General features: G+C 70.0%; 26 protein-coding genes. 8 read left to right on the top strand and 18 right to left on the bottom strand.

All coding sequences use genetic code 11. The features are described from left to right. A partial coding sequence (locus tag O9280_RS15105; protein WP_298344585.1) for a BamA/TamA family outer membrane protein occupies positions 1-673 on the top strand: 673 nt, incomplete at its 5' end. Between the two features lie 313 nt (positions 674-986). Here the strand turns inward: O9280_RS15105 and O9280_RS15100 are convergent. From O9280_RS15100 to O9280_RS15070, 7 genes are all read right to left on the bottom strand, one after another. Continuing rightward, positions 987-1,913: a transposase gene (locus O9280_RS15100; protein WP_298344582.1), complete on the bottom strand. Its 927-nt coding sequence runs from the start codon at positions 1,911-1,913 to the stop codon at positions 987-989. A 195-nt stretch (positions 1,914-2,108) separates the two neighbouring features. Next, positions 2,109-3,140 carry a phosphotransferase family protein gene (locus O9280_RS15095; protein ID WP_298344579.1) on the bottom strand — a complete coding sequence of 344 codons (1,032 nt, stop codon included), beginning with the start codon at positions 3,138-3,140 and terminating at the stop codon, positions 2,109-2,111. Next, entirely contained in the window at positions 3,137-4,348 is a 1,212-nt protein-coding gene (locus tag O9280_RS15090; RefSeq protein ID WP_298344576.1) for an acyl-CoA dehydrogenase family protein, read from the bottom strand. The genes O9280_RS15095 and O9280_RS15090 overlap by 4 nt, the downstream gene beginning before the upstream one ends. A gap of 10 nt (positions 4,349-4,358) precedes the next feature. Further along, positions 4,359-5,042 carry a histidine phosphatase family protein gene (locus O9280_RS15085; RefSeq protein WP_298344573.1) on the bottom strand — a complete coding sequence of 228 codons (684 nt, stop codon included), beginning with the start codon at positions 5,040-5,042 and terminating at the stop codon, positions 4,359-4,361. Positions 5,043-5,045: 3 nt separating this feature from the next. Continuing rightward, positions 5,046-5,561 carry a DUF4426 domain-containing protein gene (locus O9280_RS15080; protein ID WP_298344570.1) on the bottom strand — a complete coding sequence of 172 codons (516 nt, stop codon included), beginning with the start codon at positions 5,559-5,561 and terminating at the stop codon, positions 5,046-5,048. 16 nt (positions 5,562-5,577) lie between these two features. Continuing rightward, positions 5,578-6,414 (bottom strand): pyrroline-5-carboxylate reductase, encoded by an 837-nt coding sequence (gene proC, locus O9280_RS15075; protein ID WP_298344568.1) that lies wholly within the window; start codon positions 6,412-6,414, stop codon positions 5,578-5,580. Between the two features lie 67 nt (positions 6,415-6,481). Then, on the bottom strand, positions 6,482-7,159 hold the full coding sequence (locus O9280_RS15070; protein WP_298344566.1) for a YggS family pyridoxal phosphate-dependent enzyme: 678 nt from the start codon (positions 7,157-7,159) through the stop codon (positions 6,482-6,484). Positions 7,160-7,245: 86 nt separating this feature from the next. Here O9280_RS15070 and O9280_RS15065 point away from each other — a divergent pair, with 86 nt between their 5' ends. Genes O9280_RS15065 through O9280_RS15055 form a run of 3 tightly spaced genes read left to right on the top strand, consistent with a single transcriptional unit; the run spans position 7,246 to position 10,336 of the window. Continuing rightward, entirely contained in the window at positions 7,246-8,283 is a 1,038-nt protein-coding gene (locus tag O9280_RS15065) for a type IV pilus twitching motility protein PilT (protein WP_298344564.1), read from the top strand. Between the two features lie 46 nt (positions 8,284-8,329). Further along, a complete protein-coding gene (locus O9280_RS15060; protein WP_297866111.1) occupies positions 8,330-9,460 on the top strand; it encodes a PilT/PilU family type 4a pilus ATPase in 1,131 nt (376 codons plus the stop codon). 60 nt (positions 9,461-9,520) lie between these two features. Next, positions 9,521-10,336 carry a methyltransferase, TIGR04325 family gene (locus O9280_RS15055; RefSeq protein ID WP_298344562.1) on the top strand — a complete coding sequence of 272 codons (816 nt, stop codon included), beginning with the start codon at positions 9,521-9,523 and terminating at the stop codon, positions 10,334-10,336. Position 10,337: 1 nt separating this feature from the next. On the opposite strand, the gene O9280_RS15050 is transcribed toward O9280_RS15055, so the two are convergent. Continuing rightward, positions 10,338-11,096: a hypothetical protein gene (locus tag O9280_RS15050; protein ID WP_298344559.1), complete on the bottom strand. Its 759-nt coding sequence runs from the start codon at positions 11,094-11,096 to the stop codon at positions 10,338-10,340. Between the two features lie 73 nt (positions 11,097-11,169). Here O9280_RS15050 and O9280_RS15045 point away from each other — a divergent pair, with 73 nt between their 5' ends. The 3 genes from O9280_RS15045 to O9280_RS15035 are packed head-to-tail and all read left to right on the top strand — an operon-like array spanning position 11,170 to position 13,116. After that, positions 11,170-11,730, top strand: coding sequence for a YqgE/AlgH family protein (locus tag O9280_RS15045; RefSeq protein WP_298344556.1), 561 nt, complete (start codon positions 11,170-11,172; stop codon positions 11,728-11,730). Positions 11,731-11,743: 13 nt separating this feature from the next. After that, a complete protein-coding gene (gene ruvX / locus O9280_RS15040) occupies positions 11,744-12,187 on the top strand; it encodes a Holliday junction resolvase RuvX (protein ID WP_297866115.1) in 444 nt (147 codons plus the stop codon). Then, complete coding sequence (locus tag O9280_RS15035) at positions 12,184-13,116, top strand: aspartate carbamoyltransferase catalytic subunit (protein ID WP_298344553.1); 933 nt, start codon at positions 12,184-12,186, stop codon at positions 13,114-13,116. The genes ruvX and O9280_RS15035 overlap by 4 nt, the downstream gene beginning before the upstream one ends. Here O9280_RS15035 and O9280_RS15030 read toward each other — a convergent pair. Then, entirely contained in the window at positions 13,113-13,811 is a 699-nt protein-coding gene (locus O9280_RS15030; RefSeq protein WP_298344551.1) for a hypothetical protein, read from the bottom strand. The two genes, O9280_RS15035 and O9280_RS15030, sit on opposite strands and share 4 nt — an antisense overlap. Positions 13,812-13,813: 2 nt before the next feature. Next, positions 13,814-15,175 carry a magnesium transporter gene (gene mgtE, locus O9280_RS15025; RefSeq protein WP_297875456.1) on the bottom strand — a complete coding sequence of 454 codons (1,362 nt, stop codon included), beginning with the start codon at positions 15,173-15,175 and terminating at the stop codon, positions 13,814-13,816. A gap of 131 nt (positions 15,176-15,306) precedes the next feature. On the opposite strand from mgtE, the gene O9280_RS15020 reads away from it, so the two are divergent. Then, the gene (locus O9280_RS15020) at positions 15,307-15,687 is read left to right on the top strand and encodes a hypothetical protein (RefSeq protein WP_298344548.1); all 381 of its coding nucleotides are present in this window, start codon (positions 15,307-15,309) and stop codon (positions 15,685-15,687) included. Between the two features lie 21 nt (positions 15,688-15,708). Here the strand turns inward: O9280_RS15020 and ptsP are convergent, their stop codons facing one another. The 8 genes from ptsP to O9280_RS14980 all read right to left on the bottom strand — a co-directional run bounded on the left by ptsP (position 15,709) and on the right by O9280_RS14980 (position 22,340). Further along, positions 15,709-17,433: a phosphoenolpyruvate--protein phosphotransferase gene (ptsP, locus tag O9280_RS15015; RefSeq protein WP_298344546.1), complete on the bottom strand. Its 1,725-nt coding sequence runs from the start codon at positions 17,431-17,433 to the stop codon at positions 15,709-15,711. Beyond that, a complete protein-coding gene (locus tag O9280_RS15010; RefSeq protein WP_298344544.1) occupies positions 17,433-17,702 on the bottom strand; it encodes an HPr family phosphocarrier protein in 270 nt (89 codons plus the stop codon). The genes ptsP and O9280_RS15010 overlap by 1 nt, the downstream gene beginning before the upstream one ends. Further along, positions 17,695-18,087: a PTS fructose IIA subunit family protein gene (locus O9280_RS15005; RefSeq protein ID WP_297866122.1), complete on the bottom strand. Its 393-nt coding sequence runs from the start codon at positions 18,085-18,087 to the stop codon at positions 17,695-17,697. The genes O9280_RS15010 and O9280_RS15005 overlap by 8 nt, the downstream gene beginning before the upstream one ends. A 55-nt stretch (positions 18,088-18,142) precedes the next feature. Further along, entirely contained in the window at positions 18,143-19,003 is an 861-nt protein-coding gene (gene rapZ / locus O9280_RS15000; protein ID WP_298344542.1) for an RNase adapter RapZ, read from the bottom strand. Beyond that, a complete protein-coding gene (hprK, locus tag O9280_RS14995; RefSeq protein ID WP_297875493.1) occupies positions 19,000-19,950 on the bottom strand; it encodes an HPr(Ser) kinase/phosphatase in 951 nt (316 codons plus the stop codon). The genes rapZ and hprK overlap by 4 nt, the downstream gene beginning before the upstream one ends. Before the next feature lie 15 nt (positions 19,951-19,965). After that, the gene (gene ptsN / locus O9280_RS14990) at positions 19,966-20,436 is read right to left on the bottom strand and encodes a PTS IIA-like nitrogen regulatory protein PtsN (RefSeq protein ID WP_298344540.1); all 471 of its coding nucleotides are present in this window, start codon (positions 20,434-20,436) and stop codon (positions 19,966-19,968) included. Between the two features lie 32 nt (positions 20,437-20,468). After that, positions 20,469-20,795, bottom strand: coding sequence for a ribosome-associated translation inhibitor RaiA (gene raiA, locus O9280_RS14985; protein WP_297866125.1), 327 nt, complete (start codon positions 20,793-20,795; stop codon positions 20,469-20,471). A gap of 99 nt (positions 20,796-20,894) precedes the next feature. Next, positions 20,895-22,340, bottom strand: coding sequence for an RNA polymerase factor sigma-54 (locus tag O9280_RS14980; protein WP_298344537.1), 1,446 nt, complete (start codon positions 22,338-22,340; stop codon positions 20,895-20,897). Positions 22,341-22,345 lie beyond the last annotated feature (5 nt).

Here is a 22,345-nt window from a genome sequence, read left to right as displayed (position 1 = left end):
GAACCGGTCGCCCGTGATCGAGCACCTGCTTGGCCGCCTCAACCTTGAACTCGGTCGTGTACTTCTTGCCACCCATAACCACCTCCGTGAATGCCGTAATGTACGGCGTGGAGGTGTCCATCAAAACCGGGGCGATTCACTGCGCCTACCGAAGCGTTCGCAGTTGCGGCTGTCGTCGGCGCTTTCCACGCGCTGGGAAGACGGAAGCGCCCGTGACCTCAAACTCACCGGCAGCGTTCGCTTCTATCGCGAAACCGGCCGCAACCGGCTGTTCTTCGTCACCGTGGACGGCCAGTACGGCCATCACTTGGACCTCGACAACCGTAGCTACTTGGGTGGTGACTCCGGCCTGCGCGGTTACCCGCAGCGCTGGGCCGGAGGCGAAAGCTTCGCGCGGTTCAGCGTTGAGCAGCGCTACTACACCGATTGGTTTCCATGGCGCCTGTTCCGCGTCGGCGGTGCCATCTTTGCTGACGTCGGCCGCACGTGGGGTCCGGATGGCCTGGGCAGTGAGAACCCTGGTGTGCTGGCGAGCATTGGCCTCGGCTTGCGCCTGAGCAATGCGCGCAGCGCGTTTGCGCGAGTGATCCATGTCGATTTCGCCGTCCCGCTGGATTCGGACCCCGGCTTGAAGAAAGTCCAGTTTCTGATTGAGGCGCGTCGGGAGTTCTGATGCGCCGCCTTTTTCCGATCAGTGTGCGAGCGCGCGCCTGGACGTCAGCACGCCTTCGCAACTCGCCATGGACCTCCTTCGTCTCGACAAACTCGGCCACTCCACGAAGGCTGCGCACCGCCGCAGGGTCGAGTGGGTCTTCCAGCAGTTCTCTCGCGAACTGCCCGTCGATCTTCAAGGTGTTCACCGGGAGGCTCTTGAATTCGCCGAAAGACGAGATGCCAGCACCAAAGTCGTCCAGCGCCACTTGAGTGCCCAGTGCGCGCACTTGCTCGACCTCTGGGCCGGCGTACTGAAGGTCCGGTTGTTGCACTTAGTCGGGCGCCAGCTCGCCGCTGGCCCGAAGCTCGTCGCGTCGCCGGGCGTTGACGATGGTGAGGAGCTTGCGCATGCAAGCCACCAGCGCGACCTTCGCCGGCTTGCCGTGGTCGCGAAGCTGCCGATAGTGCGCCTTCATCGCCGGGTCGCAGCGCACGGCGGAGAGGGTGGCCATGTACAGCGCCACCCGCATGCTGGCCCGCCCGCCACGGATACGGCGTCTGCCCTGGCTGTGGCCGCTTTCCTTCGCCATCGGCGCGACACCGACGAGTTTGGCGACTTGCCGGCGGCTCAGTCGTCCCAGCTCGGGCAGCAGGGCGAGGGTCGTGGCCTGGAAGATCGGGCCCATGCCCTTCGATGAGCGGATGGCCGCTGTGCCATTCGCGTCGACGAGGACCTTCATGGCCTGCTCGATGGCCGCGATTTCCCGCCGGAGGGCGGCCATGGTGCGGTGGATCAGGGTGCGCACCGCGGGCGGCGTGCGATCAGCCTGCTGTTTCTGCGCCTGCAGGGTCATGACGACCTGACCGCGGCGGCGCAGCCACGCGCGCAGTTCGCGTTGCCAGGGCGGTGCCGGGACGTGGCATCGCAGTCGATCGCGGAAGAGCCGCGCGAACAGGCAGAGCAACCGCGCATCGATGGCGTCGGACTTGGCGAGTTCACCGATGGCGCGGGCGAAGGCGTTCGACTGTCGGCGGTTGATCCGCGCCACGTGGAGCCCGGCGTCCACGCAGGCGTCCAGCAGCGCGTCCTCGTAGCCGCCGGTGGCTTCGACGACGACGAAGGCATCGTCGAGGCCGGCCAGCCCGCGGATGAGCTTCCGTCGCCCGGTGGCATCGTTGCTGAAACGGGTGGTCCGGGCTCGCCCGTCGATGGCGAGATCGAGGAAGTCCTTGCCGACATCGACACCTGCGGCCGTCATCACGATGCTCCAAGGGAAGGGGAAGCCGTGGGAGCCGGCGTGCGTCCCTTCAGGAGCTACGGTGGCGCGGCACCCAAGCGTTATCGGGCGCGCACGCCGGACTCCCGGTGCCTACATTAGGGAAACGCGCCGCCGCTGTTCTTCGGGACCTTCATTCCAGCCATCGTCGGCCGGCCAGTTCGTCCAGCCGGCGTTTCAGCCCAGCGCCTTCATTCCCGAAGCCGCGAGCAGCTCCACCATCTGTCCGGCCTGCTGCGCCTGCTCGCTGCTGGCGTTGCCCTGCTCGGCGCGCTTCGCGACGCCCTGCGCGATGGCGGCGAGACGGAAGAAGCTGAAGGCCAGCACAAAGCCCCAATCCTCCGGGATCGCGCGACCGGTCGTCGCTGCGTAACGCGCCAGCAGCTCGCGCTCGGAGGGGATGCCAAGCGCGGCGCGGTCCATGCCGGCAAGGCCGGGCAGGGCGGGATTGCGCGGCAGGCGCAAGGCCATGCAGAAATAGCCGAGGTCGGCCAGCGGGTGACCGAGGGTGGCGAGTTCCCAGTCCATCACCGCGAGCACGCGCGGGGCGTCCCTCGCCCACATCAGGTTGTCGATGCGGAAATCGCCGTGCACGAGCGCCACGACGCCGTCGTCGCCGCTCCCATCAACATCCCGACAGCGCTTGGGCAGTTCATGGATCAGCGCGTCCATCGCCGGGATCTCGCGGGTGCGGCTCTGCGCGTACTGCTCGCTCCAGCGCGAGAGCTGGCGGGCGAAGTAGTTGCCGGATTTGCCGAAATCGGCGAGACCCGCGGCCGCCACGTCGAGGCCGTGGATGGCGGCGAGCGTGTCGATGATCGATTCGAAATGCGCCGCGCGTTGCTCGGGCTTGTGGTTCGGCAGCGCCGGGTCCCACTCGACGCGGCCATCGACGAAATCCATCACGTAGAACATCGAGCCGATCACCGCGTCATCGCTGCACAGCCAGCGCGGCGTGGCCACGGGCACGCGGCCCTGAAGCGCCTGCAGCACGCGGAACTCACGGTCGACGGCGTGCGCTGAAGCGAGCAGCGCCCCCGGCGGCTTGCGGCGAAGCACGAGCGGGCCGGACGCCGCGTCGAGGCGGTAGGTCGGGTTGCTTTGGCCGCCCTTGAACTTCGTCGCTGTCAGCGGGCCGCGGAAGCCGGGCACGTTCGCTTCGAGCGCCTCAACGAGTGCCGCCTCGTCCAGGGCGAAAGGCGTGCTCATGCGCGCGGGCCCTTCAGCATCCCCTTGGCCAGCGAAGCGAGGTGCACTTCATCCGGGCCGTCGGCGAGGCGCAGGCAGCGCGCACCGGTGTAGGCGGCCGACAGGAAGGGGTCGGCGAGGCCGCCCGCGCCGTGGATCTGGATGGCGCGGTCGACCACCGCGCAGGCCATGCGCGGCGCGACGATCTTGATCATGCCGATGGCGTCCTTCGCGCCCTTGTTGCCCTTGGCGTCGAGCTGGGCGGCGGCATCGAGCGTCAGCAGGCGGGCCTGCTCGATCTCGCAGCGCGAGAGCGCGATCGCCTCCTGCAGCATCCCCTGCGCGCCCAGCGGTTTGCCGAAGGCGATGCGCGACTGCGCGCGGGCCACCATCATTTCCAGCGCGCGCTGAGCCATGCCGATGGTGCGCATGCAGTGGTGGATGCGGCCGGGCCCGAGGCGCGCCTGCGCCAGGGCGAAGCCCTGGCCTTCGCCGCCGATCAGGTTCGCCACCGGCACGCGTACGTCGGTGAATTCGAGTTCGACGTGGCCGCCCGGCGCGTCGTCGTGGCCCAGCGCTTCGAGCGGGCGAACGACTCGAACGCCGGGCGTGTCCATCGGCACCAGCACCATCGCGTGGCGCGCGTGCGGCTCGGCCTCCGGCGTGGTCACGCCCATCACCATGAGGATCCGGCAGCGCGGGTCGCCGGCGCCGGTGATCCACCACTTGCGGCCATCAAGCACGTACGTGTCACCGTCACGGCGGATGCGCAGGGCGATGTTGGTGGCGTCCGACGAGGCGACGTCGGGCTCGGTCATCGCGAAGGCCGAGCGGATCTCGCCTCGGAGCAGCGGCGCCAGCCACGTCGCCTTGTGCTCCGGCGTGCCGAAGTGCGCGAGCACCTCCATGTTGCCGGTGTCGGGCGCGTTGCAGTTGAAGACCTCGCTGGCCCACAGCACGCGGCCCATGCGCTCGGCCAGCGGCGCGTAGTCGAGGTTCGAAAGGCCGGCGCCGTGCGCGGCGTCGGGCAGGAACAGATTCCACAGCCCGGCAGCCTTCGCTTCGGCCTTCAGCGTTTCAATGCGCGGGCACACCGTCCAGTGCGTGGCGGGGTCGGAAGCCCACGCATGCACCTCGGCTTCGGCCGGCAGCACGCGTTCGGCCATGAAGGCCGCGAGCCGCGCGTCGAGCTCGCGGGCGCGGTCGGAGAAGGGGAAGAGCGGGCTCATCGGCAGTCCTTCAGAAATGCGTCCACAGCCGGCGGTCGTGGGCGAGGTGCGGCAGGGTGTTGAAGCTGCCGAAGCGCAACGCGCCGTGGCGCGCGCTGAATTCGTTGATCGAGGCGTTGCGGATCGCGAGGTTGAGGTCGACGGCGCGCGTGGCCGGCACCTCGAGGGCCTGCTGCGCCAGCCGGGCGATGACGCCACCGGAGCTGACCACGAGGGCGGGGCCCTCGCTCGTCGCCTGCACCGCGGCCGCGCCGGCGCGCGCCACGCGTTCGCCGAACACGCTCCAGCGTTCGGGCACGGCGTCCAGCTCGTCATTCGCCCACGCGAGAATCGCGGCGTAGAGCATCGGGCCGACCACCGTCGGATCATGCGAGCCGGCGCGGGCGCGCATGTCGGCATCGGCGCGCTCGACGAGGTAGGCGCGGATCACCGCGCCATGGTCGAACTCGTTGAGGTCGGCATCCTCTTCCGGCTCGGGCAGTGGATGCCCGGCCTCGGCGAAGGCGCGGCGGATGGCTTCGAAGGTCTCGCGATGCCGGCGCATCGCGCCGACGCGCGCGCGCGCGAAGCCGTGCGGTTCGCCGGCCAGCCAGGTGCCGAGGTGGCCGGCCTGGGTCCAGCCCAGCGGCGAGAGGCGATCGTAGTCGTCGGTGCCGTAGCTGGCCTGGGCGTGGCGGACGAAGAGCAGAGCCATGCGTCAGCGCGCCGGAATCGCGGGCCAGAACGCCTGCGCGTAGCGGGCGTTGATCGGCGTGCCGCCCTCCGGCGTGACGACCAGTTCGAACACGATGTCGTCGCGCTCCTCGATGCGGGCTTCGCCGAGGTAGTAGATCGCACCACGGTCGCGCACTTCGCGCAGGTTCAAGGCCTGTCGCTGGCCGGCGCTGTTGATGGCGGTGGCTTCGATGCGCGCCGTCACGGCGACGGCGGTGGCCGCACGCGGGCCCTTCATCACCGAGACATTGAGCAGGGCGCGGTTGGCGGAACGCGTGATGCCGTAGCGCGTCGCGATCTCCGGCGTGAGCTGGGTGCTCGGCATCGCGTTGTAGTGCACGGTGAACTCGCCGGACTGCGTGCTGTTGAGCCCGGAGCTGAGCGTCAGAGAGGGCTTCGGCGGAGGCGCGGACGGCGGCGTGGCGCTGGCCGTGGGCGCAACGAGCGCGGCGGCGAGCGCGACGCCGATCAGCGGCAGGGTCGGGCGGAAAGCGGGCATGGCGGAAGGCTCCGGATCAGTCGTTCGCCGCGGAGAGTTCCGCGCCGCGGCTCCGCGCAGCGTGAACGGCCGCGGCGACCAGGGGCGTGAAGCCGCCGGCGGCGAAGGCGTCGAGGGCGGCCTGCGTGGTGCCGTTCGGCGAGGTGACGCGCTGGCGCAGCGTCGTCGCGGTTTCACCGCTTTCCTTCAGCATCCGCGCCGCGCCGGCGATCGTTTCGACGACCAGCGTGCGCGCGGCATCGGTCGGCAGCCCCTCGGCTTCCGCAGCCGCCTGCATCGCTTCGGCCAGCAGGAAGACATAGGCCGGGCCGCTACCCGAGGCCGCGGTGACGGCATCCATCAGCGCTTCGTCGTCGATCCACACGGTCTCGCCGGCCGGCCGCAGCAATTGGTCGGCCAGGGCGCGCTGGGCATTCGACGTGGCTGCCGTCGCATACAGCCCGGTGACGCCGGCACCGAGCAGTGCAGGCGTGTTGGGCATGGTGCGCACCACGGCGATGCCGCCGCCCAGCCAGCGGTCGAGCTGCGCGCTGGTGATGCCTGCCGCGATCGAGACCACCAGGGGGCGCTGCGCCTGCGCCAGCGGCGCGAGGGCTTCGCAGACGCCGCGCAGCACCTGTGGCTTGGTCGCCAGCACCCACACTGCACCCTTCGACGCGGCGGCGGCGTTGTCCTCGGTGGTGGCCACGCCGAATTCCGCAGCGAGGCCCTCGCGGTTGGGCGCGTAGGGCTCGCTGACTTGGATGTCCTGGGCCGAGGCGCCACCGCGGACCATGCCGCCGATCAGGGCGCGGGCCATGTTGCCGCCGCCGATGAAGGCGACGGGAGGAAGGGCGGTCGGTGTGGCGCTCATGGGTTCGCGGGTACGGAGGCGGAAGCCCTGCATCATGGCCGGGCCGCGCAGCGTTCGGAACCCCGGATCAGGCCTTGGCGGGCCGCGCCCCGAACAGCGCGGAGCCGACGCGCACCAGCGTCGCGCCCTCGGCCACGGCCAGCGGCCAGTCGTCGCTCATGCCCATCGAGAGGGTGTCGACGCTGGCGTGCCGCTCGCGCACACGTTCGAACAGCGCCCGCATCCGCGCGAAGGCGGCGCGGCGATGCGCTTCGTCCGGGTGCGGCTCGGGGATGGCCATGAGGCCGCGGAGCGCCAGGCGGGGCAGGGCGGCGGCCTCGTCGGCCAGGGCCATCACCTCGTCGGCTGCGCAGCCGGACTTGCTGGCTTCGCCGTCGATGTTGACCTGCAGCAGCACGTTCAGCGGGCCACGATCGGCCGGGCGCTCCTTGTCGAGCAGCGGCAGCAGTTTGGCCCGGTCCACCGACTGCACCCAGTTGAAGTGGCGGGCGGCCTCGCGGCACTTGTTGCTCTGCAGGGGGCCGATCAGGTGCCACTCCAGATCCAGGTCGGCGAGCTCGCGCTGCTTGGCCAGCGCCTCCTGCACGTAGTTCTCGCCAAAGGCCCGCTGGCCGAGCGCGGCGAGGGCGCGGACCGCCTCGGCAGGCTGGGTTTTCGACACCGCGACGACTCGCGCCGAAGCCCCTGCCACGGGGTGGGCGAGGGCGTCGACGAGCGGGCGGTAGCGGGCTTCCAGAGCGTCCATGGGCTGGGGCTATACTGCCGGAGAACATGCCGTCGCACGAGGCTGTGCGACTCAATCGGCTTCGGCCGGCTCTGGGGAGTGAACGAATGGATATCGCGGAACTGTTGGCCTTCTCGGTCAAGAACAAGGCCTCCGACCTCCACCTTTCGGCCGGCCTGCCGCCGATGATCCGCGTGGATGGCGACGTCCGCCGCATCAACATCCCGGCGCTCGACCACAAGACCGTGCATGCGCTGATCTACGACATCATGTCGGACAAGCAGCGTCGCGATTACGAAGAGTTCCTCGAGACCGACTTCTCGTTCGAGATCCCCGGCCTCGCGCGCTTCCGCGTGAATGCCTTCAACCAGAATCGCGGCGCGGGTGCGGTGTTCCGTACGATTCCCTCCGAAATCCTGACGCTCGAAGACTTGAATGCGCCGCGCATTTTCCGCGAGCTCATCGACCAGCCGCAGGGTTTGATTCTGGTCACCGGCCCGACCGGCTCGGGCAAGTCCACCACGCTGGCAGGCATGGTCGACCACATCAACAAGAACGAGTACGCGCACATCCTCACCGTCGAGGACCCGATCGAGTTCGTGCACACCTCGCAGAAGTGCCTCGTCAACCAGCGCGAAGTCCACCGCGACACCCACGGTTTCAACGAGGCCCTGCGCTCGGCGCTCCGCGAAGACCCCGACTACATCCTCGTCGGCGAGCTCCGCGACCTCGAGACCATCCGCCTGGCGCTCACCGCCGCCGAAACCGGCCACCTGGTGTTCGGCACCCTGCACACCAGCTCGGCCGCCAAGACCATCGACCGCATCATCGACGTGTTCCCCGCTGGCGAGAAGCCGATGGTGCGCTCGATGCTCTCTGAATCGCTGCGCGCTGTGGTGTCGCAATCGCTGCTGAAGAAAGTGGGTGGCGGCCGCGTGGCGGCGCACGAGATCATGGTGGGCATCCCGGCCATCCGTAACCTGATCCGCGAGGACAAGGTCGCCCAGATGTACAGCTCCATCCAGACCGGCCAGCAGTACGGCATGCAAACGCTCGACCAGTGCCTGCAAGACTTGCTGAAGCGCGGGCTGATTACCCGTGCCCAGGCCGCCACCTACGCCAAGGACAAGCGCATCTTCGAGTGATCGAACGCGTCGACTGAGCGCCCATGAGAACCGGCCGGAGCCCCCAATGAGCAGCATCGATTTCACTTCGTTCCTCAAGCTGATGGCGCACAAGAAGGCGTCCGACCTGTTCATCACGGCCGGCGTCCCGCCGTCCATGAAGCTGCACGGCAAGCTGGTGCCGATCACGCAGGAGCCGCTCACGCCCACGCAGAGCCGCGACCTCGTGCTGAACGTGATGAACCCCTCGCAGCGCGAGGAGTTCGAGAAGACCCACGAGTGCAACTTCGCCATCGGCCTCGCCGGCGTCGGCCGCTTCCGCGTCTCGTGCTTCTACCAGCGAAACCAGGTCGGCATGGTGCTGCGCCGCATCGAGACCAAGATCCCGACCATCGACGAGCTCAACCTGCCGGCGGTGATCAAGACGCTGGCCATGACCAAGCGCGGCCTGATCATCTTCGTCGGCGCCACGGGTACCGGTAAGTCGACCTCGCTGGCGGCGATGATCGGCTACCGCAACATCAACTCCTCGGGCCACATCATCACCATCGAGGACCCGATCGAGTTCGTGCACAAGCACGAGGGCTGCATCGTCACGCAGCGCGAGGTCGGCATCGACACCGACAGCTGGGAGGCCGCGCTGAAGAACACCCTGCGCCAGGCCCCCGACGTCATCATGATCGGCGAGGTGCGTACCCGCGAGGGCATGGACCACGCCATCGCCTTCGCCGAAACCGGCCACCTGGTGCTGTGCACGCTGCACGCGAACAACTCGAACCAGGCGATGGACCGCATCATCAACTTCTTCCCGGAGGAGCGTCGCAACCAGCTCCTGATGGATCTCTCGCTGAACTTGAAGGGCATCGTCGCCCAGCAGCTGATCCCGACGCCGGACGGCAAGGGCCGCCGTTGCGCGATGGAGATCCTGCTCGGCACGCCGCTGGTGCAGGACTACATCCGCGACGGCGAGATCCACAAGCTGAAGGACGTGATGAAGGAGTCCACCCAGCTCGGCATGAAGACCTTCGACCAGGCGCTTTTCGAGCTCTACCAGTCCGGTGAGATCACTTACGAAGACGCGCTGCGTTACGCCGACTCGGCCAACGAGGTGCGTCTCAAGATCAAGCTGGCGCAGGGCGGCGACGCCCGCTCGCTGTCGGCGGGCTTGGACGGCGTGGAAGTCTCGAAGGTCGAGTAAGCGCCTCGCCGGCAACAAGGGAACGGGCCACCCCCCGATGGCCCGGATGCAAGGGCGTGCATGTACCTCCATCGCTGGTTTTCACGGGCCGGTCGGCTCCTCGACCGCCTTCCGCCGTTCATCTGGATCAACCGCGCGGTGTATCGCCGCGCATTCGCGCGCAACCGCCACGAGAACCTCTTCCTCGGACGCTATGCGAGCTTCGCCGAGGCCGCCGCGGCCGCGCCTCCGGTCAAGCCGGTGGGCTATGACAACGCCGATTCGGTCGCGCTCTATGGCGACGAACTGCGGCCGCGCGATTATCCGGCGGTGTTCTGGATCGATCGCCTCGTGCGCGCGGGTGCGCGCCGGGTCTTCGACCTCGGCGGCTACACCGGCATCAAGCACTACGGCTTCGCGCGGCTGATCGATTACCCGGACGACCTCGTCTGGACCGTCGGCGACGTGCCGGCCGTCGTCGAGGCGGGGCGTCGCGTGGCGGCCGAGCGCGGCATCGAAGCTCGCCTGAAATTCACCGCCGACCTGTCCGACGTCGCCGAGGCGGACCTGCTGTTCGCGTCGGGCAGCGTGCAGTTCCTCGAGGAATCCCCCGGCGCGCTGCTGTCGCGCACCGGGGCGCGGCCGCGCTGGATCCTGCTGAACACCTCGGCCATCCATCCGAAGCAGTCGTACATCACGCTCAACAGCATCGGCACCGCCTTCTGCCCCTACCGCGTGCAGTCGCGCGACGCGCTGGTGGCCGAGCTCGAGGCGCTGGGCTACCGGCTGCTCGACGAATTGCGGAACCCCGGCAAGGGCATCACCGTGCCCTTCCACCCGGAGTTGGACCTCGAGGAATACCGCGGCTTCTGCTTCGAGCGCGCTGCTTCGGCCTGAGTCAGCCGCCGGCCTGGTAGCGGCCGATGTCGAAGCCGCCCACCTCGAAGTCGATCGGGTCGGCGCGGCCGTCCACCGGCGCGATGCGCACGGTGCTGGCGGCATCGAGCGCGCGGATGAAGCCGGCATCGTCTTTGATGAACAGGGCCGGCCGGGTGCCCGTGCTGGAGGCCTCGCCGGCGAAGCGCTTCGGCGCGGCCTCGTCGAGGGTGATGTTGAAGGCGCAGGGGCGGCCGCATTCGAACACGCCCTCTTCGATCACGAGGTAGACGCTCTGGCCCCAGCGCGGGTCGTTGCGCAGCACCAGTTGCACGGTCGGCACCACGGCGAAGCTGGCCGGGTCGTCGGCCTCCGGGCGCCGGTTGCGCATCGAGGCGGCTTTCTGCGGGTTCGACTCCCCTGCGATGGGCGTGGATACGTAGCTCCACAGCGCCTCGAGGCGTTCGGTTTCCACCTGCGTCTTCGCCGCCTCGCGCAGGGCGTCCAGGCCTTCCGACACCTCGGTGGCGGCCGCCGTGCCGGGGCCGTCGGCGAGGATGACCTCGGCGCTGGCGACGGCGATGCGGGCGTCGCCACGGGCCCTGGCGTCGCGGTAGACCTGCAGGGTCGGGGCCATCGCGGCTTCGCGGGCGGCCGCGGCGGCTTCGGCGGCTGCACGCTGCTCTTCCGGGCTCGGGCCGCAGCCGGTCAGCGCCAGCACGGCCGCTGCCAGAAGAGTGGGGCGCACGCGGAAGAGAGACGGGCGGCAGGGCAGGGGCATGGGCGCGTCGAGCTGGGGTTGGCCTTCAGCTTAAGCGCACCTCCGCCCGGGGCGCACGGCCTACAATGCCGGCATGCCGCTGGAAAACACGCTCGCGTCGTCGCTCCTGCTCGCCATGCCCGGCATGGACGACCCGAATTTCGCCCGCTCCGCGGTGCTGGTCTGCCAGCACGACGGAGACGGCGCCATGGGCGTGGTGTTGAACCGCCGCACCGACGTGTTGCTCGGCGAACTGTTCGAACAGCTCGGCATCGAGGGCGCCTCGCACGAGATGATGGGCCGGCAGGTGCTGTGGGGCGGCCCGGTGCAGGTCGATCGCGGCTTCGTGCTGCACGACGACCCGCGTCCGTGGCCCTCGACCCTGCGCTTCGGCGGCTTCAGCCTCACCAGCTCGCGCGAGATCCTGCACGCCATGGCGCGCGGCGACGGCCCCGAGCGCTACCTCGTCATGGTCGGCCATGCCGGCTGGGGCGGCGAGCAGCTGGAAGGCGAGCTCGCGCAGAACGCCTGGCTCACCGTGCCGGCGCCCGAGGCCATGGTCTTCGACACCGACAGCGAGCAGCTGTGGCAGGTGGCGGCGGGCCAGATCGGCGTCGACATGGCGAACATGGCCGATTACAGCGGCCACGCGTGAGCGACCCTCGCGCATGAGCCTCGGTGCCGTGCTCGGCTTCGACGTCGGCGCGAAGCGCATCGGCGTTGCCGTGGGCAACGGCATCACCGGCACCGCCAGCGAACTCGGCCTGATCGAGGTGCGCGACGGCATCCCGGACTGGGCGCGCTTCGAGAAGTTGTTGAAGGAGTGGGCCCCGGTGCAGCTCATCGTCGGCGACCCGCTCACCTTCGATGACGACGACCCCGACCCGCCGGCCCGCCAGCGTGCCCGCGGCTTCGCCCGCGCCGCCGCGAAGCGCAGCGGCCTGCCCGTGGTGATGGTGGACGAACGCAGAAGCTCGAAAGAAGCCGCGCGCCGCTTCGCCGACCAGCGCCGCGCGGGCCTTAAGCGCCGCAGCGACGCCGAGGAAATCGACGCCTTGGCCGCCGTGGTGATCGTCGAGCGCTTCCTCGCCAGCTATCCTTCGCCCCCATGACGACCGAACGCCTGCGCCACCTGCTCACACTCGACGGCCTGGGCGGCGACCGCCTCGACGCCCTGCTCGACACCGCCGAGGCCCTGCACCCCAACGCCCTCGGTGGCACGGCGCTTCGCCACGTGCTGGCCGGCCGCACGGTGTGCAACCTGTTCTTCGAGAACTCGACGCGCACGCGCAGCAGCTTCCAGCTGGCAGCGCAGCGCCTCGGTGCCGACGTGCTGAATTTCGACATCAGCGCCTCGTCGGTGAAGAAGGGCGAGAGCGCGCTCGACACGCTGCGCACGCTGGAGGCGATGGGCATCGATGCCTTCGTCGTGCGCCACGCCGAGAACGGCGCCGTCGCGGCGCTGGCTGCGGGCGCGAAGCCGACGACCTCGCTGTTGAACGCGGGCGACGGTCGCAGCGCGCATCCCACGCAGGGCCTGCTCGACATGCTGACGATCCGCCAGCGCAAGGGCCGCGATTTCAGCGGCCTGTCGGTGCTGGTCGTCGGCGATGTGCTGCATTCGCGCGTGGCGCGCTCCGACCTTCATGCCTTGCGCCAGCTCGGCTGTCGCGACATCCGCGTCTGCGGTCCGGCCAGCCTGCTGCCCGGTTCGAACATCACCGCGGGTTGCACGGTCGGCCAGAACCTCGACGCGATGGTCGAAGGCGCCGACGTGGTGATGATGCTGCGCCTGCAGCGCGAGCGCATGGAGGAGGGCCTGGTGCCCTCGCTCGACCAGTATTTCCGCGAGTACGGCCTGACGCCGGCGCGTCTGGCGCGCGCCAAGCCGGATGCGATCGTCATGCATCCCGGCCCGATGAACCGCGGCGTCGAGATCGCCGACGCCGTGGCCGACGGCCCGCAGTCGGTGATCCTCGACCAGGTGGCGAACGGCGTGGCCGTGCGGATGGCGGTGCTCAAGCACCTGCTCGGCGGCTAGCGCGCGAGCACGTCCGCCTGCGGCGTGCCGTCCATCGGCTCCAGCGTGGTGTCCGCGACCGCGAGGCCCTCGGCATCGAGGCGGTAGCGGATCACGCGGGCGAAGCCGGCACTCGGGCTCGCGTTGTCGTCGTCCTCGCGGTAGAGCGGGAAGCTGCGGACCAACACATCACCTTGCACGCCGAACTGGTCCCGCCCGCGCCAGCCGATCGACGCCTCGTCGTCGAGGGGTGGCACCTGGATCGCCGTGGCACTGCCCGCGGCGTCGAAGCGCCAGCCGCGCACTTCGCCTTCGGCCGAGCTCCCGCTGCTGCGCGTCCAGAGCAGCAGCTCAGGGACGGCATCGCCGTCGAGGTCGGTGGCGAAGGCCTCGGCGAGGCCCCCTTCCACGTCCAGCCGGAGGCGCTGCGGGGCGGCACCGACCGTGGCAGTGCGCACCAGCACGTCGATGCGGGTGGCGTCGCCGACGGTGGCGGTATCGAGATCGAACTGCCAGCCCGAACCGGACAGGCGAAGGCTGCGGATGAACGGCGTGTCCGGCACTGGCGGGCCCGGAGCTTGCGCGTCGATCGCCGTCGGCGGGATGTCCGGCGTGGCCGCGGGGGCGGGTGGCGCGGGCTCTCGGCCGGTGTCGCCGCATCCCGCCAGGATCGCCGTGGCGACGAGCAGCAGTGCGAGGCGGCCCGTCGCGCGCATCGTCAGTGCAGCAGGAAGACGGTGGCCAGGCCGAGGAAGGCGAAGAAACCCATCACGTCGGTGACGGTGGTGAGGATCACGCCGCCGCCAACGGCTGGATCGACGTTGAAGCGGCGCAGCAGCATCGGCACCAGCACGCCCGCGCAGGCCGCGAAGCCGAGGTTGATCACCATCGCGGCGAAGATCACCGCGGCGATGCCCGGGCTGCGGAACCACGCCAGCGTCACCGTGGCGACCACAAGGCCGAGCAGCACGCCGTTCATCAGCGCGATGCGGATCTCCTTCCACACCAGCGTGCGCAGGTTGGCGGCGGAGACCTGGCCGAGGGCGAGGCCGCGCACCATCAGGGCCAGCACCTGCGTGCCGGCGTTGCCGCCCATGCCGGCGACGATCGGCATCAGCACCGCCAAGGCGACCACTTCGGCCAGCGTGGCCTGGAAGCGGCCCACGACGCTGGCGGCGAGGAAGGCAGTGCCGAGGTTGATGCTCAGCCACAGGAAGCGGCCGCGGAAAGCGCGCAGCACCGGGCTGAACAGGCTTTCGTCCTCGCTGACGCCGGCCGCGGAGAGCACCTGGTAATCGGCCTGCTCGCGGATGATGTCGACGACGTCGTCGATGGTGATGCGGCCGAGCAGCACGTTGTTGTCGTCCACCACCGGGGCCGAGATCCAGTCGTGGTCGGAGAACTGCCTTGCCACCTCGTCGGACAGGGTGTCGACGGCGATGGCGGGCTGCTCGCCATCCATCAGCGTGTTGATCGGCGTCGTTGGCTCATGCGTGAGCAACTGGGCCAGCGCGATGCGGCCGAGGTACTGGTGCCGACGGCTGACGACGTAAAGGTGGTCGGTGTTGTCCGGCAGCTCGCCGCGCAGGCGCAGGAAGCGCAGCACCACGTCGACGCTGACGTCGGCGCGCACCGTCACCACGTCGGGGTTCATCAGGCGGCCCGCGCTGTCCTCGGGGTAGGAGAGCACCTGCTCGAGCCGCTCGCGGTTCTCGCGGTCCATCGACTTCAGCACTTCATCGATGACCGTGTCCGGCAGATCCTCCATCAGTTCGGCGAGGTCGTCGATGTCGAGGTCCTCGACCGCGGCGACGAGCTCGTCGGCGTCCATCGCCGCGATCAGGCCCTCGCGGACCTCGTCGTCGACGTGCAGCAGCACTTCGCCGTCGTCTTCCGGATCGACCAGCCCCCAGACCACGTCGCGCTTGGCCGGCGGCAAGGATTCGAGCAGGTTGCCGATCTCGGCCGCGGACAGCGAGTTCACCAACCGGCGCACGGGCCCGAGCCGCCCGCTGTCGAGGGACTCCGACAGCATGCGCAGCTGGTGGGCGGTGCGTTCGTGGCGGGCGGCGTCGACCATCGAGGAGCCTGGGCGTGCAGGGCGCGCGCATTATGGCCCGTGGGCGCGGGGGCGAACAGCGCGCGGCGCGTGCTTGCGGCGTTCATCGAGGCTCCGGCACGCTGGCGCACCGTCGAACCGACCCGCCCGCCATGCGAATCACCGCCATCGCCGCTGCTGTCCTGCTGCTCGCCGCCTGCACGCCGGACGAGATCGTGCCGACGGCGCCGATGGCGCTCGATGGCGTGAGTTTCGAGGTGGAGGCCTTGCCGCAAGCCGAGGGGCCCTGCGATCCGGCGCAGCCGTTCCCCGCGCGCGTCACCTGGGACGTCACCGACTGGACCGACCCGAAGTTCGACTTCCTGCTGGGCAGCACGAACGGCCAGCTCGTCGCGCGCGACAACACGTCGAAAGGCGAACTCGTCACTGATCCCTGGGCTCGCGAGGGCCTCTGGATCCTTTTCGTCGATCGCAACACGCGGCTACTGGTCGCGGCGGAGCCGGTGCCCGCGCTGGTTTGTCCAGCCGATTGAGTCGCGCGCCGGCGCGGCAGCTCAGAGGCCGCGCACCCGCTCCAGCCAGCGCTCGACCTCGGCGCGTTCGCGACACTGCAGCAGTGAGGCGGCGCGCCGCCGGAGTTTACCGACGTCGGCGCCGCGGATCGCTTCGCGCACTTCCAGCACCGCGCCGGGATGCACGCTGAAATCGCGCAGGCCGAGGGCCAGCAGCAGCGGGACGTCCTCGGCACGCGCGGCCAGTTCACCGCAGACATGGATGGGCAGCCGGGCATCGCGCGCCTGCGCGAACAGCTGGTGCAGCAGGCGGAGCACGGCCGGGTGGCGCTCGCTGTAGAGGCCATCGAGCGCTTCGTGCGTGCGGTCGGCGGCCAGCAGGTATTGCACGAGGTCGTTGGTGCCGACGGCGGCGAAGTCGATCAGGTCGGCGAAGTCCAGCAGCGTCAGCGCCGCGGCCGGCACCTCCACCATCACGCCGAAGCGCACGTGTTCGCCGATCGGCACGCCGTCGTCGCGCAACCGCGCGGCCAGCGCATTGAGCCGGAACTTGACCGCTTCGATTTCCTCGCGCGCGGTCACCATCGGTACCAGCACGCGCACCGGGCCGAAGGCCGAGGCGCGAAGCATCGCGCGAAGCTGCGCGTCAAGCAGCATCGGGCGCGACAGTGACAGGCGCACGCCGCGCAGGCCGAGCGCCGGATTGGGCTCGTTGCGCAGGGCGAGCCCGCTGTTGTCGGCCTTGTCCGCACCGAGATCGAGCGTGCGCAGGGTCACTGGCTTGCCGGCCATGCCGAGCACGGCGTCGCGGTAGGCGTGGAACTGCTCGTCCTCGTCCGGCACCTGTGCACGGCCCATGAACAGGAACTCGGTGCGGTAGAGGCCGATGCCGTCCGCGCCCATTGCCAGCGCTTCGGCGATCTCTTCGCGCCGTTCGCCGTTCGCGTACAGGCCGATGTCCATGCCGTCCTGCGTCCGCGTCGGCGCGCGTTTCAGGCGGTCGAGCTGGGCGCGCTTCTTCTCGATCTTCGCCCGGGCGACGTGGTAGCGGGCGAGGTCGTCGGCATGCGGCTCGACCACCAGCAGGCCGTCGCGGCCGTCGACCAGCAGCGCGTCGCCATCGTTGACGTGGGAGAGCGCGTCGGCACAGCCCACCACCATGGGCAGGTGGAGGCCGCGGGCGATGATCGCGCTGTGCGACAGCGGGCTGCCGGCGCGGGTGACGACGGCGAGCAACTGTTGCCGTGACAGCTCGGCGAGTTCGGCCGGGGCGATGTCGTCGGCGACGAGGATCTCGCCGGCCAGGCCCAGCTGGCCGTCGTCCGCGCGGCGATGCAGGGCGGCGTGCACGCGACCGATCACGTGGTCGAGGTCGTCGAGCCGCGTGCGGAAGTAGTCGTTGTCCATCGCCTGGAACACCGCGGCGAGGCGGTCGCGCTGCAGCTTCAGCGCGTAGTCGGCGGAGTAGCGCCCGGTCTGGATCAGGTCGCGCAGGCCTGCGCGAAGCTCCGGGTCGTCGAGGATCAGCACGTGCAGGTCGAGGAACTCGCCGATCTCCTGCGCCAGCGCGCCGTGGAGTTTTTCGCGCAGCCCGCCAAGCTCGTCGCGGGCGGCCTGCATCGCGCTGTCGAGGCGGGCCAGCTCGGCCTCGATGGCCTCCGGCGCGATGGTTTCCTCGGAGAGCGTGAGGACGTGCGGGTGGCGGACGCGGGCGCGGCCGAGGGCGAGACCCTTCGATGCCCCGACGCCGGCCAGCGCGCGCCGCATCAGCTCTCCTCGTCGAAGCGTCGAGCGAACAGGGCTTCCGCGGCGGCCATGGCTTCGGCCTCGTCCGGGCCGTCGGTGCGCAGCGTCACCGTGCTGCCTTGGCCGGCGGCGAGCAGCAGCACGCCCATGATGGATTTCGCGTTCACCTCGCGGCCGCTACCCACCAGCGTGGCCTGCGCCTTGAAGCCGCCGAGCAGTTGCACGAGCTTGGCCGAGGCCCGCGCGTGCAGGCCGAGGCGGTTGATGACGGGGATCTGCCGTTCAAGCATCGTCGAGCACCACGCCGTTGCGGCCGCCATTGGCGGCGGTTCGCGCCAGGTCTTCGAGGCCCTGGTCGCCGTAATTCATCACCCGCAACAGCATCGGCAGCGACAGCCCGGCCACGCGGCGGCAGGGCGAGGCGATCTGCGTGAGCTGGTGCGCCAGCCGGGCCGGCGAGGCGCCGTAGACGTCGGTCAGCAGCAGGGCGCCATCGTCGCCCATGACCTTCTTCAGCGCGGCGCTGGCGCGCGGCAACTGCACGCCGAGGTCGGCGTCGAACTCGAGCTCGAACGCCCGCGCCTCCAGCGGCAGCTTGCCGAGCAGGCGTGACGCGGTTTCGAGCAGGGCGTTGCCGAGCCCGGGATGGGTGACGAGGAGGATGCCGACGGCCATGCATCGAACCTTAGCAAACCCCCGTGGCGCGTCGGCAAGCGACGGCGCCGCGGGCTCACTCGAGTTCGCGGTGGTACGTCAGGGCGTCGTCGCGCCCGCGGTCGCGGAAATGCGCGGCGAGGGTCTCGGCCAGGTACACGGAGCGATGCCGGCCGCCGGTGCAACCGAAGGCGATCGTGAGGTAGCTGCGGGTTTCGGATTCGAAGCGCGGCAGCCAGCGCTCCACGAAGTCCCGCACCTCGGCCACGTACTCCTGCACCTCGGCGATTCCGGCGAAGTGCGCCTGGATCAGCGCGTCGCGGCCCGTCAGCGGGCGCAGGGCCGGGTCCCAGTGCGGGTTGGGCAGGCAGCGGGTGTCGAAGACGAAATCGGCGTCGACCGGCAGGCCGCGCTTGTAGGCGAAGCTCTCGAACAGCACGGTGAGGCCCGGCCGGCGCCCGGCCTCGAGCTCGGTGAGCACGAGCTTGCGCAGTTGGTGGACGTTGAGCGCCGTGGTGTCGAACACGTGGTCGGCCAAGGCGCGCACTGGGCGCAGCACCTGGCGCTCCAGCGCGATGGCGTCGGGCAGAGCCAGCCCGAGCTGGGACAGCGGGTGCCGGCGGCGGGTGTCGGAGTAGCGCTTCACCAGCGTCGCGTCGGCCGCGTCGAAGAACACGAGGCGGTGCTGGTAGCCGCGCTCGCCGACCGCCGAGAGCCATTGCCCGATGCTGCCCAGGTCGGCGTGGTGGTTGCGCACGTCGATGCCGACCGCGAGCTTCTGGTGCGTCTCGCTGGCGCCGACGCTGTCGACGAAGCCGGGCAGCAGGTCGGCCGGCAGGTTGTCGACGCAGTAATAGCCGAGGTCCTCGAGCGTCCGCAGGGCGACGGACTTGCCGGCCCCGGACAGCCCCGAGACGACGGTGAGCGAGCGGCTCATGGCGCGGCCTTGTCGAGCAGCGCGGAGTGGCGCGCGAGGAAGGCGGCCGCCGGGTCATCGCCCTTGGCGCGCAGGATGTGCAGGCGTGCGGCGGCTTCCGTCAGCACCGCGAGGTTGCGGCCCGCGGCCACCGGCAGGTTGATCACCGGGACGTCAAGGCCGAACACGGGGCGTGCGGCGGTTTCGCCGGTGAGGCGCGAGAGGCCTTCCACGTCGACCGCCTCGCCGGGACGCACGAGGTTGACGATCAGGCGCAGGTACTTGTTCCGCTTCACCGCGGTGTCGCCGAACATCTGGCGGATGTTCATGATCCCGAGGCCGCGCACTTCCAGCAGGTCCTGTAGCAGTTCCGGGCAGGTGCCGTCGAGCACGTCCGGCGCGATCTGGGTGAACTCGGGCGCGTCGTCGGCAACGAGGCGATGGCCGCGCGAGATCAGCTCGAGGGCGAGTTCGCTCTTGCCGAGGCCGGATTCGCCGGTGATCAGCACGCCGATGGAATAGATCTCCATGAACACGCCGTGCAGCGTGATGCGCGGCGCCAGCGCACGGGCAAGCACGTATTGCAGTTGCGACAGCAGCTCATGGCCGGCCTGCGGCGAGATCCACAGCGGCGTGCCGGTTTCCTCGGCGATGTCGCGCAGGTCGGTGGGGCAGCCCTGGTCGCGGGTGATCACCAGCGCCAGCGGCCGGAAGTCGACGATCTTCTGAAGGGTTTCCCAACGCTGGCGGGCGTCGAGCGAATCGAGCCACTGCAGCTCCTCGCGGCCCAGGATCTGCAGCTTGTTCGGGTGGATGACGTTGAGGTACCCGACCAGCGAGGGGCGCCGCGTGCGGTGCTCCTCGGCTTCGAGGGCCCTATCGCCGCCGGCCTGGCCGGAGAGCCAGCGCAACCCGAGCCGGTCGCGGTGTTGCTCGAAGAGTTCGCGGGCGCTGAGTCGGCGCGGCAGCATGCGGTGGCCGTCTCAGGCCGCCGCGGAGTGGCCGGGACGCCAGTCGGCGACCAGCCGGTACAGCGCGTCGCCGTCGGTGGCCGCGCGCAGCCGCGAGCGAAAGCCTTCGTCGGCGAACATCTCGGCGAGCTGGGCGAGCAGCACGAGATGCTGCTGCGTGAAGTGCTCCGGCACGGCCAGCGCGAACAGCAGATCGACCGGCTGGCCGTCACTGGCGCCGAAATCCACCGGCTCGGCGAGGCGGATGAAGGCCCCCGTCGCGACGGTCAGTGCCGGACTGCGGCCGTGCGGGATGGCGACACCGTGGCCGAGCCCGGTGCTGCCGAGGCGCTCGCGCTGGCACAGGCTGTCGAAGAGCGCGCGTTCGCGCTCGGCATTGCCCTCGCCGAGCAGCTGGGCCAGTTGTTCGAGCAGGCGTTTCTTGGAAGAAACCTTGGCGCCCGCGAGCACGCGCGCGGGCGCCAGGAGGTCGAGGAGGTGCATGGGGGATGGGGCTGGGTGGGGCCGCGATGCCTTCAGCCGAAGCTGCCGGAGCGGACGGCGGATTCGCCGCGGTGGTGGTCGGTGATGCGCTCTTTTTCCTTGAGCACGATGCGGTCGAGCTTGTCGACCAGAAGGTCGATGGCGGCATACATGTCGGCAGCCTCGGCTTCGGCGTGAAGCGCCTTGCCGCGGGGGGTGAACGTGGCTTCGGCCTTGTGCTGGAGCTTGTCGACGGAAAGCAGGACGCGCACGTCGAGATGGTGGTCGAAATGGCGGGATATCCGCTCGAGCTTCGCCGTGACGAAGTCCTTCAGGGCCGGGGTGATGTCGATCTGGTGGCCGCTCACTTCAAGGCGCATGGGCGCGTTCTCCTCGCTGGGACAAACAAACCTTCACTTCGCGCCCAGCATACGCCCCTCGGGGGAGGGGGCGAAGGGGACCCACGTCAAACTTCGGTGTCAGCGTTGCCCGCGCTCGGAGGACGGCGGAATGCCCAGCCCTTCACGGTACTTCGCCACGGTGCGCCGCGCCACGGCGATGCCCTCGGCCTTCAGTGCGTCGGCAAGCGCTTGATCCGAAAGCGGTTTCCCCGAGGGTTCGGCCTCGATCATCTTGCGGATCATGGCCTGCACGGCGGTGGACGAGGCCGCGCCGCCGTGCTCGGTGGCCAGCCCGGCGCTGAAGAAGAACTTGAACTCGAAGGTGCCGCGCGGAGTCCGCAGGTATTTGCGCGTCGTGGCGCGCGAGATCGTCGATTCGTGGAGATCGAGCTGCTCGGCGACGTCGCGCAGGGTGAGTGGCCGCATCGCTTCGAGGCCGTGGTCGAGGAAGGCGCTCTGCGTGCGGACGATGGCCTCGGCGACGCGCTGCAGGGTCTCGCCGCGGTTCTCCAGGGCTTTGATGAGCCAGCGCGCCTCCTGCAGCTGGCCACGCAGGTAGGCGTCGTCGTCACGGCTGCAGCGCCCGATCAGGCCCTGGTAGTGCGCGTTCAGCCGAAGCCCACCACCGCCACGGGCCATGCGCACCCGCCAGACGCCGCGCTGCTTCAGCGCGATGGCATCCGGCTGCACGTACTCGGCCGGTGCACCGTCGAAGCGCGCGCCGGGTTTCGGGTCGAGCGACTTCACCAAGGCGATCGCTTCGAGCACGGCTGCCGGATCCGCGCCGAGTTCCGCGGCGAGGCGGTCCGGACGTTGCCGGGCGATGGCGTCGAGGTGCCCGGCCACCAGCCGCTGCGCCAGGGCCAGGCCCGGCGTGTCCGAGGACAAGGCGGCCAGCTGCAGGCCGAGGCACTCGGCGAGGTCGCGCGCGCCGCAGCCGATCGGGTCGAACTGCTGCACGAGGCGCAGCAGGGCCCGCACGTCGTCGAGCGTGACTTCGAGCGCTGAGGGCAGGGCGGCGGGCAGGGCGTCGAGCGGTTCGCGCAGGTAGCCGTCGTCGCCCAGCGCATCGATCACGGCTTCGCCGATGGCCTCGTCGCGGGCGGAGTGCACGCTCATCCGGAGCTGCCATCGGAGGTGCTCATGCAGGCCCGGCGCGGCGCCGGCATCCTCGCGCTCACCGTCGTCGTCGCTGTCGCGCTGCCGCGGGCCGGCCTCGTCGTCGCCGAGCGTCCAGTCGTCGTGGCCGAGGTCGTCGATCCCTGCAACGTCGTCGCCCGCCTCGGCGCCGGGGCCCTCCGCATCCCCCGGCGACTCGTCGCCGGAGCTGCCCTCCAGCGTCGCGGCGGTGGCGCCGTCCTCGTCGCCCGGTTCGGCGAGTTCGAGCAGGGGGTTCGATTCGACGGCGGCCTGCAGCTCGGCCTCGAGTTCGATCTGCGAAAGCTGCAACAGGCGGATCGCCTGCCGGAGTTGGGGGGTGAGTGCCAGCGCCGTGGCGAGCTTGGCCTGCAGGGCGGGCTTCATCGCCG

Source organism: Silanimonas sp., from assembly GCF_027531545.1.
Taxonomy (GTDB): domain Bacteria; phylum Pseudomonadota; class Gammaproteobacteria; order Xanthomonadales; family Xanthomonadaceae; genus Silanimonas.
The sequence above is the reverse complement of the archived record's forward strand: the minus strand, read 5'-3'. Positions and strand labels throughout refer to the sequence as shown.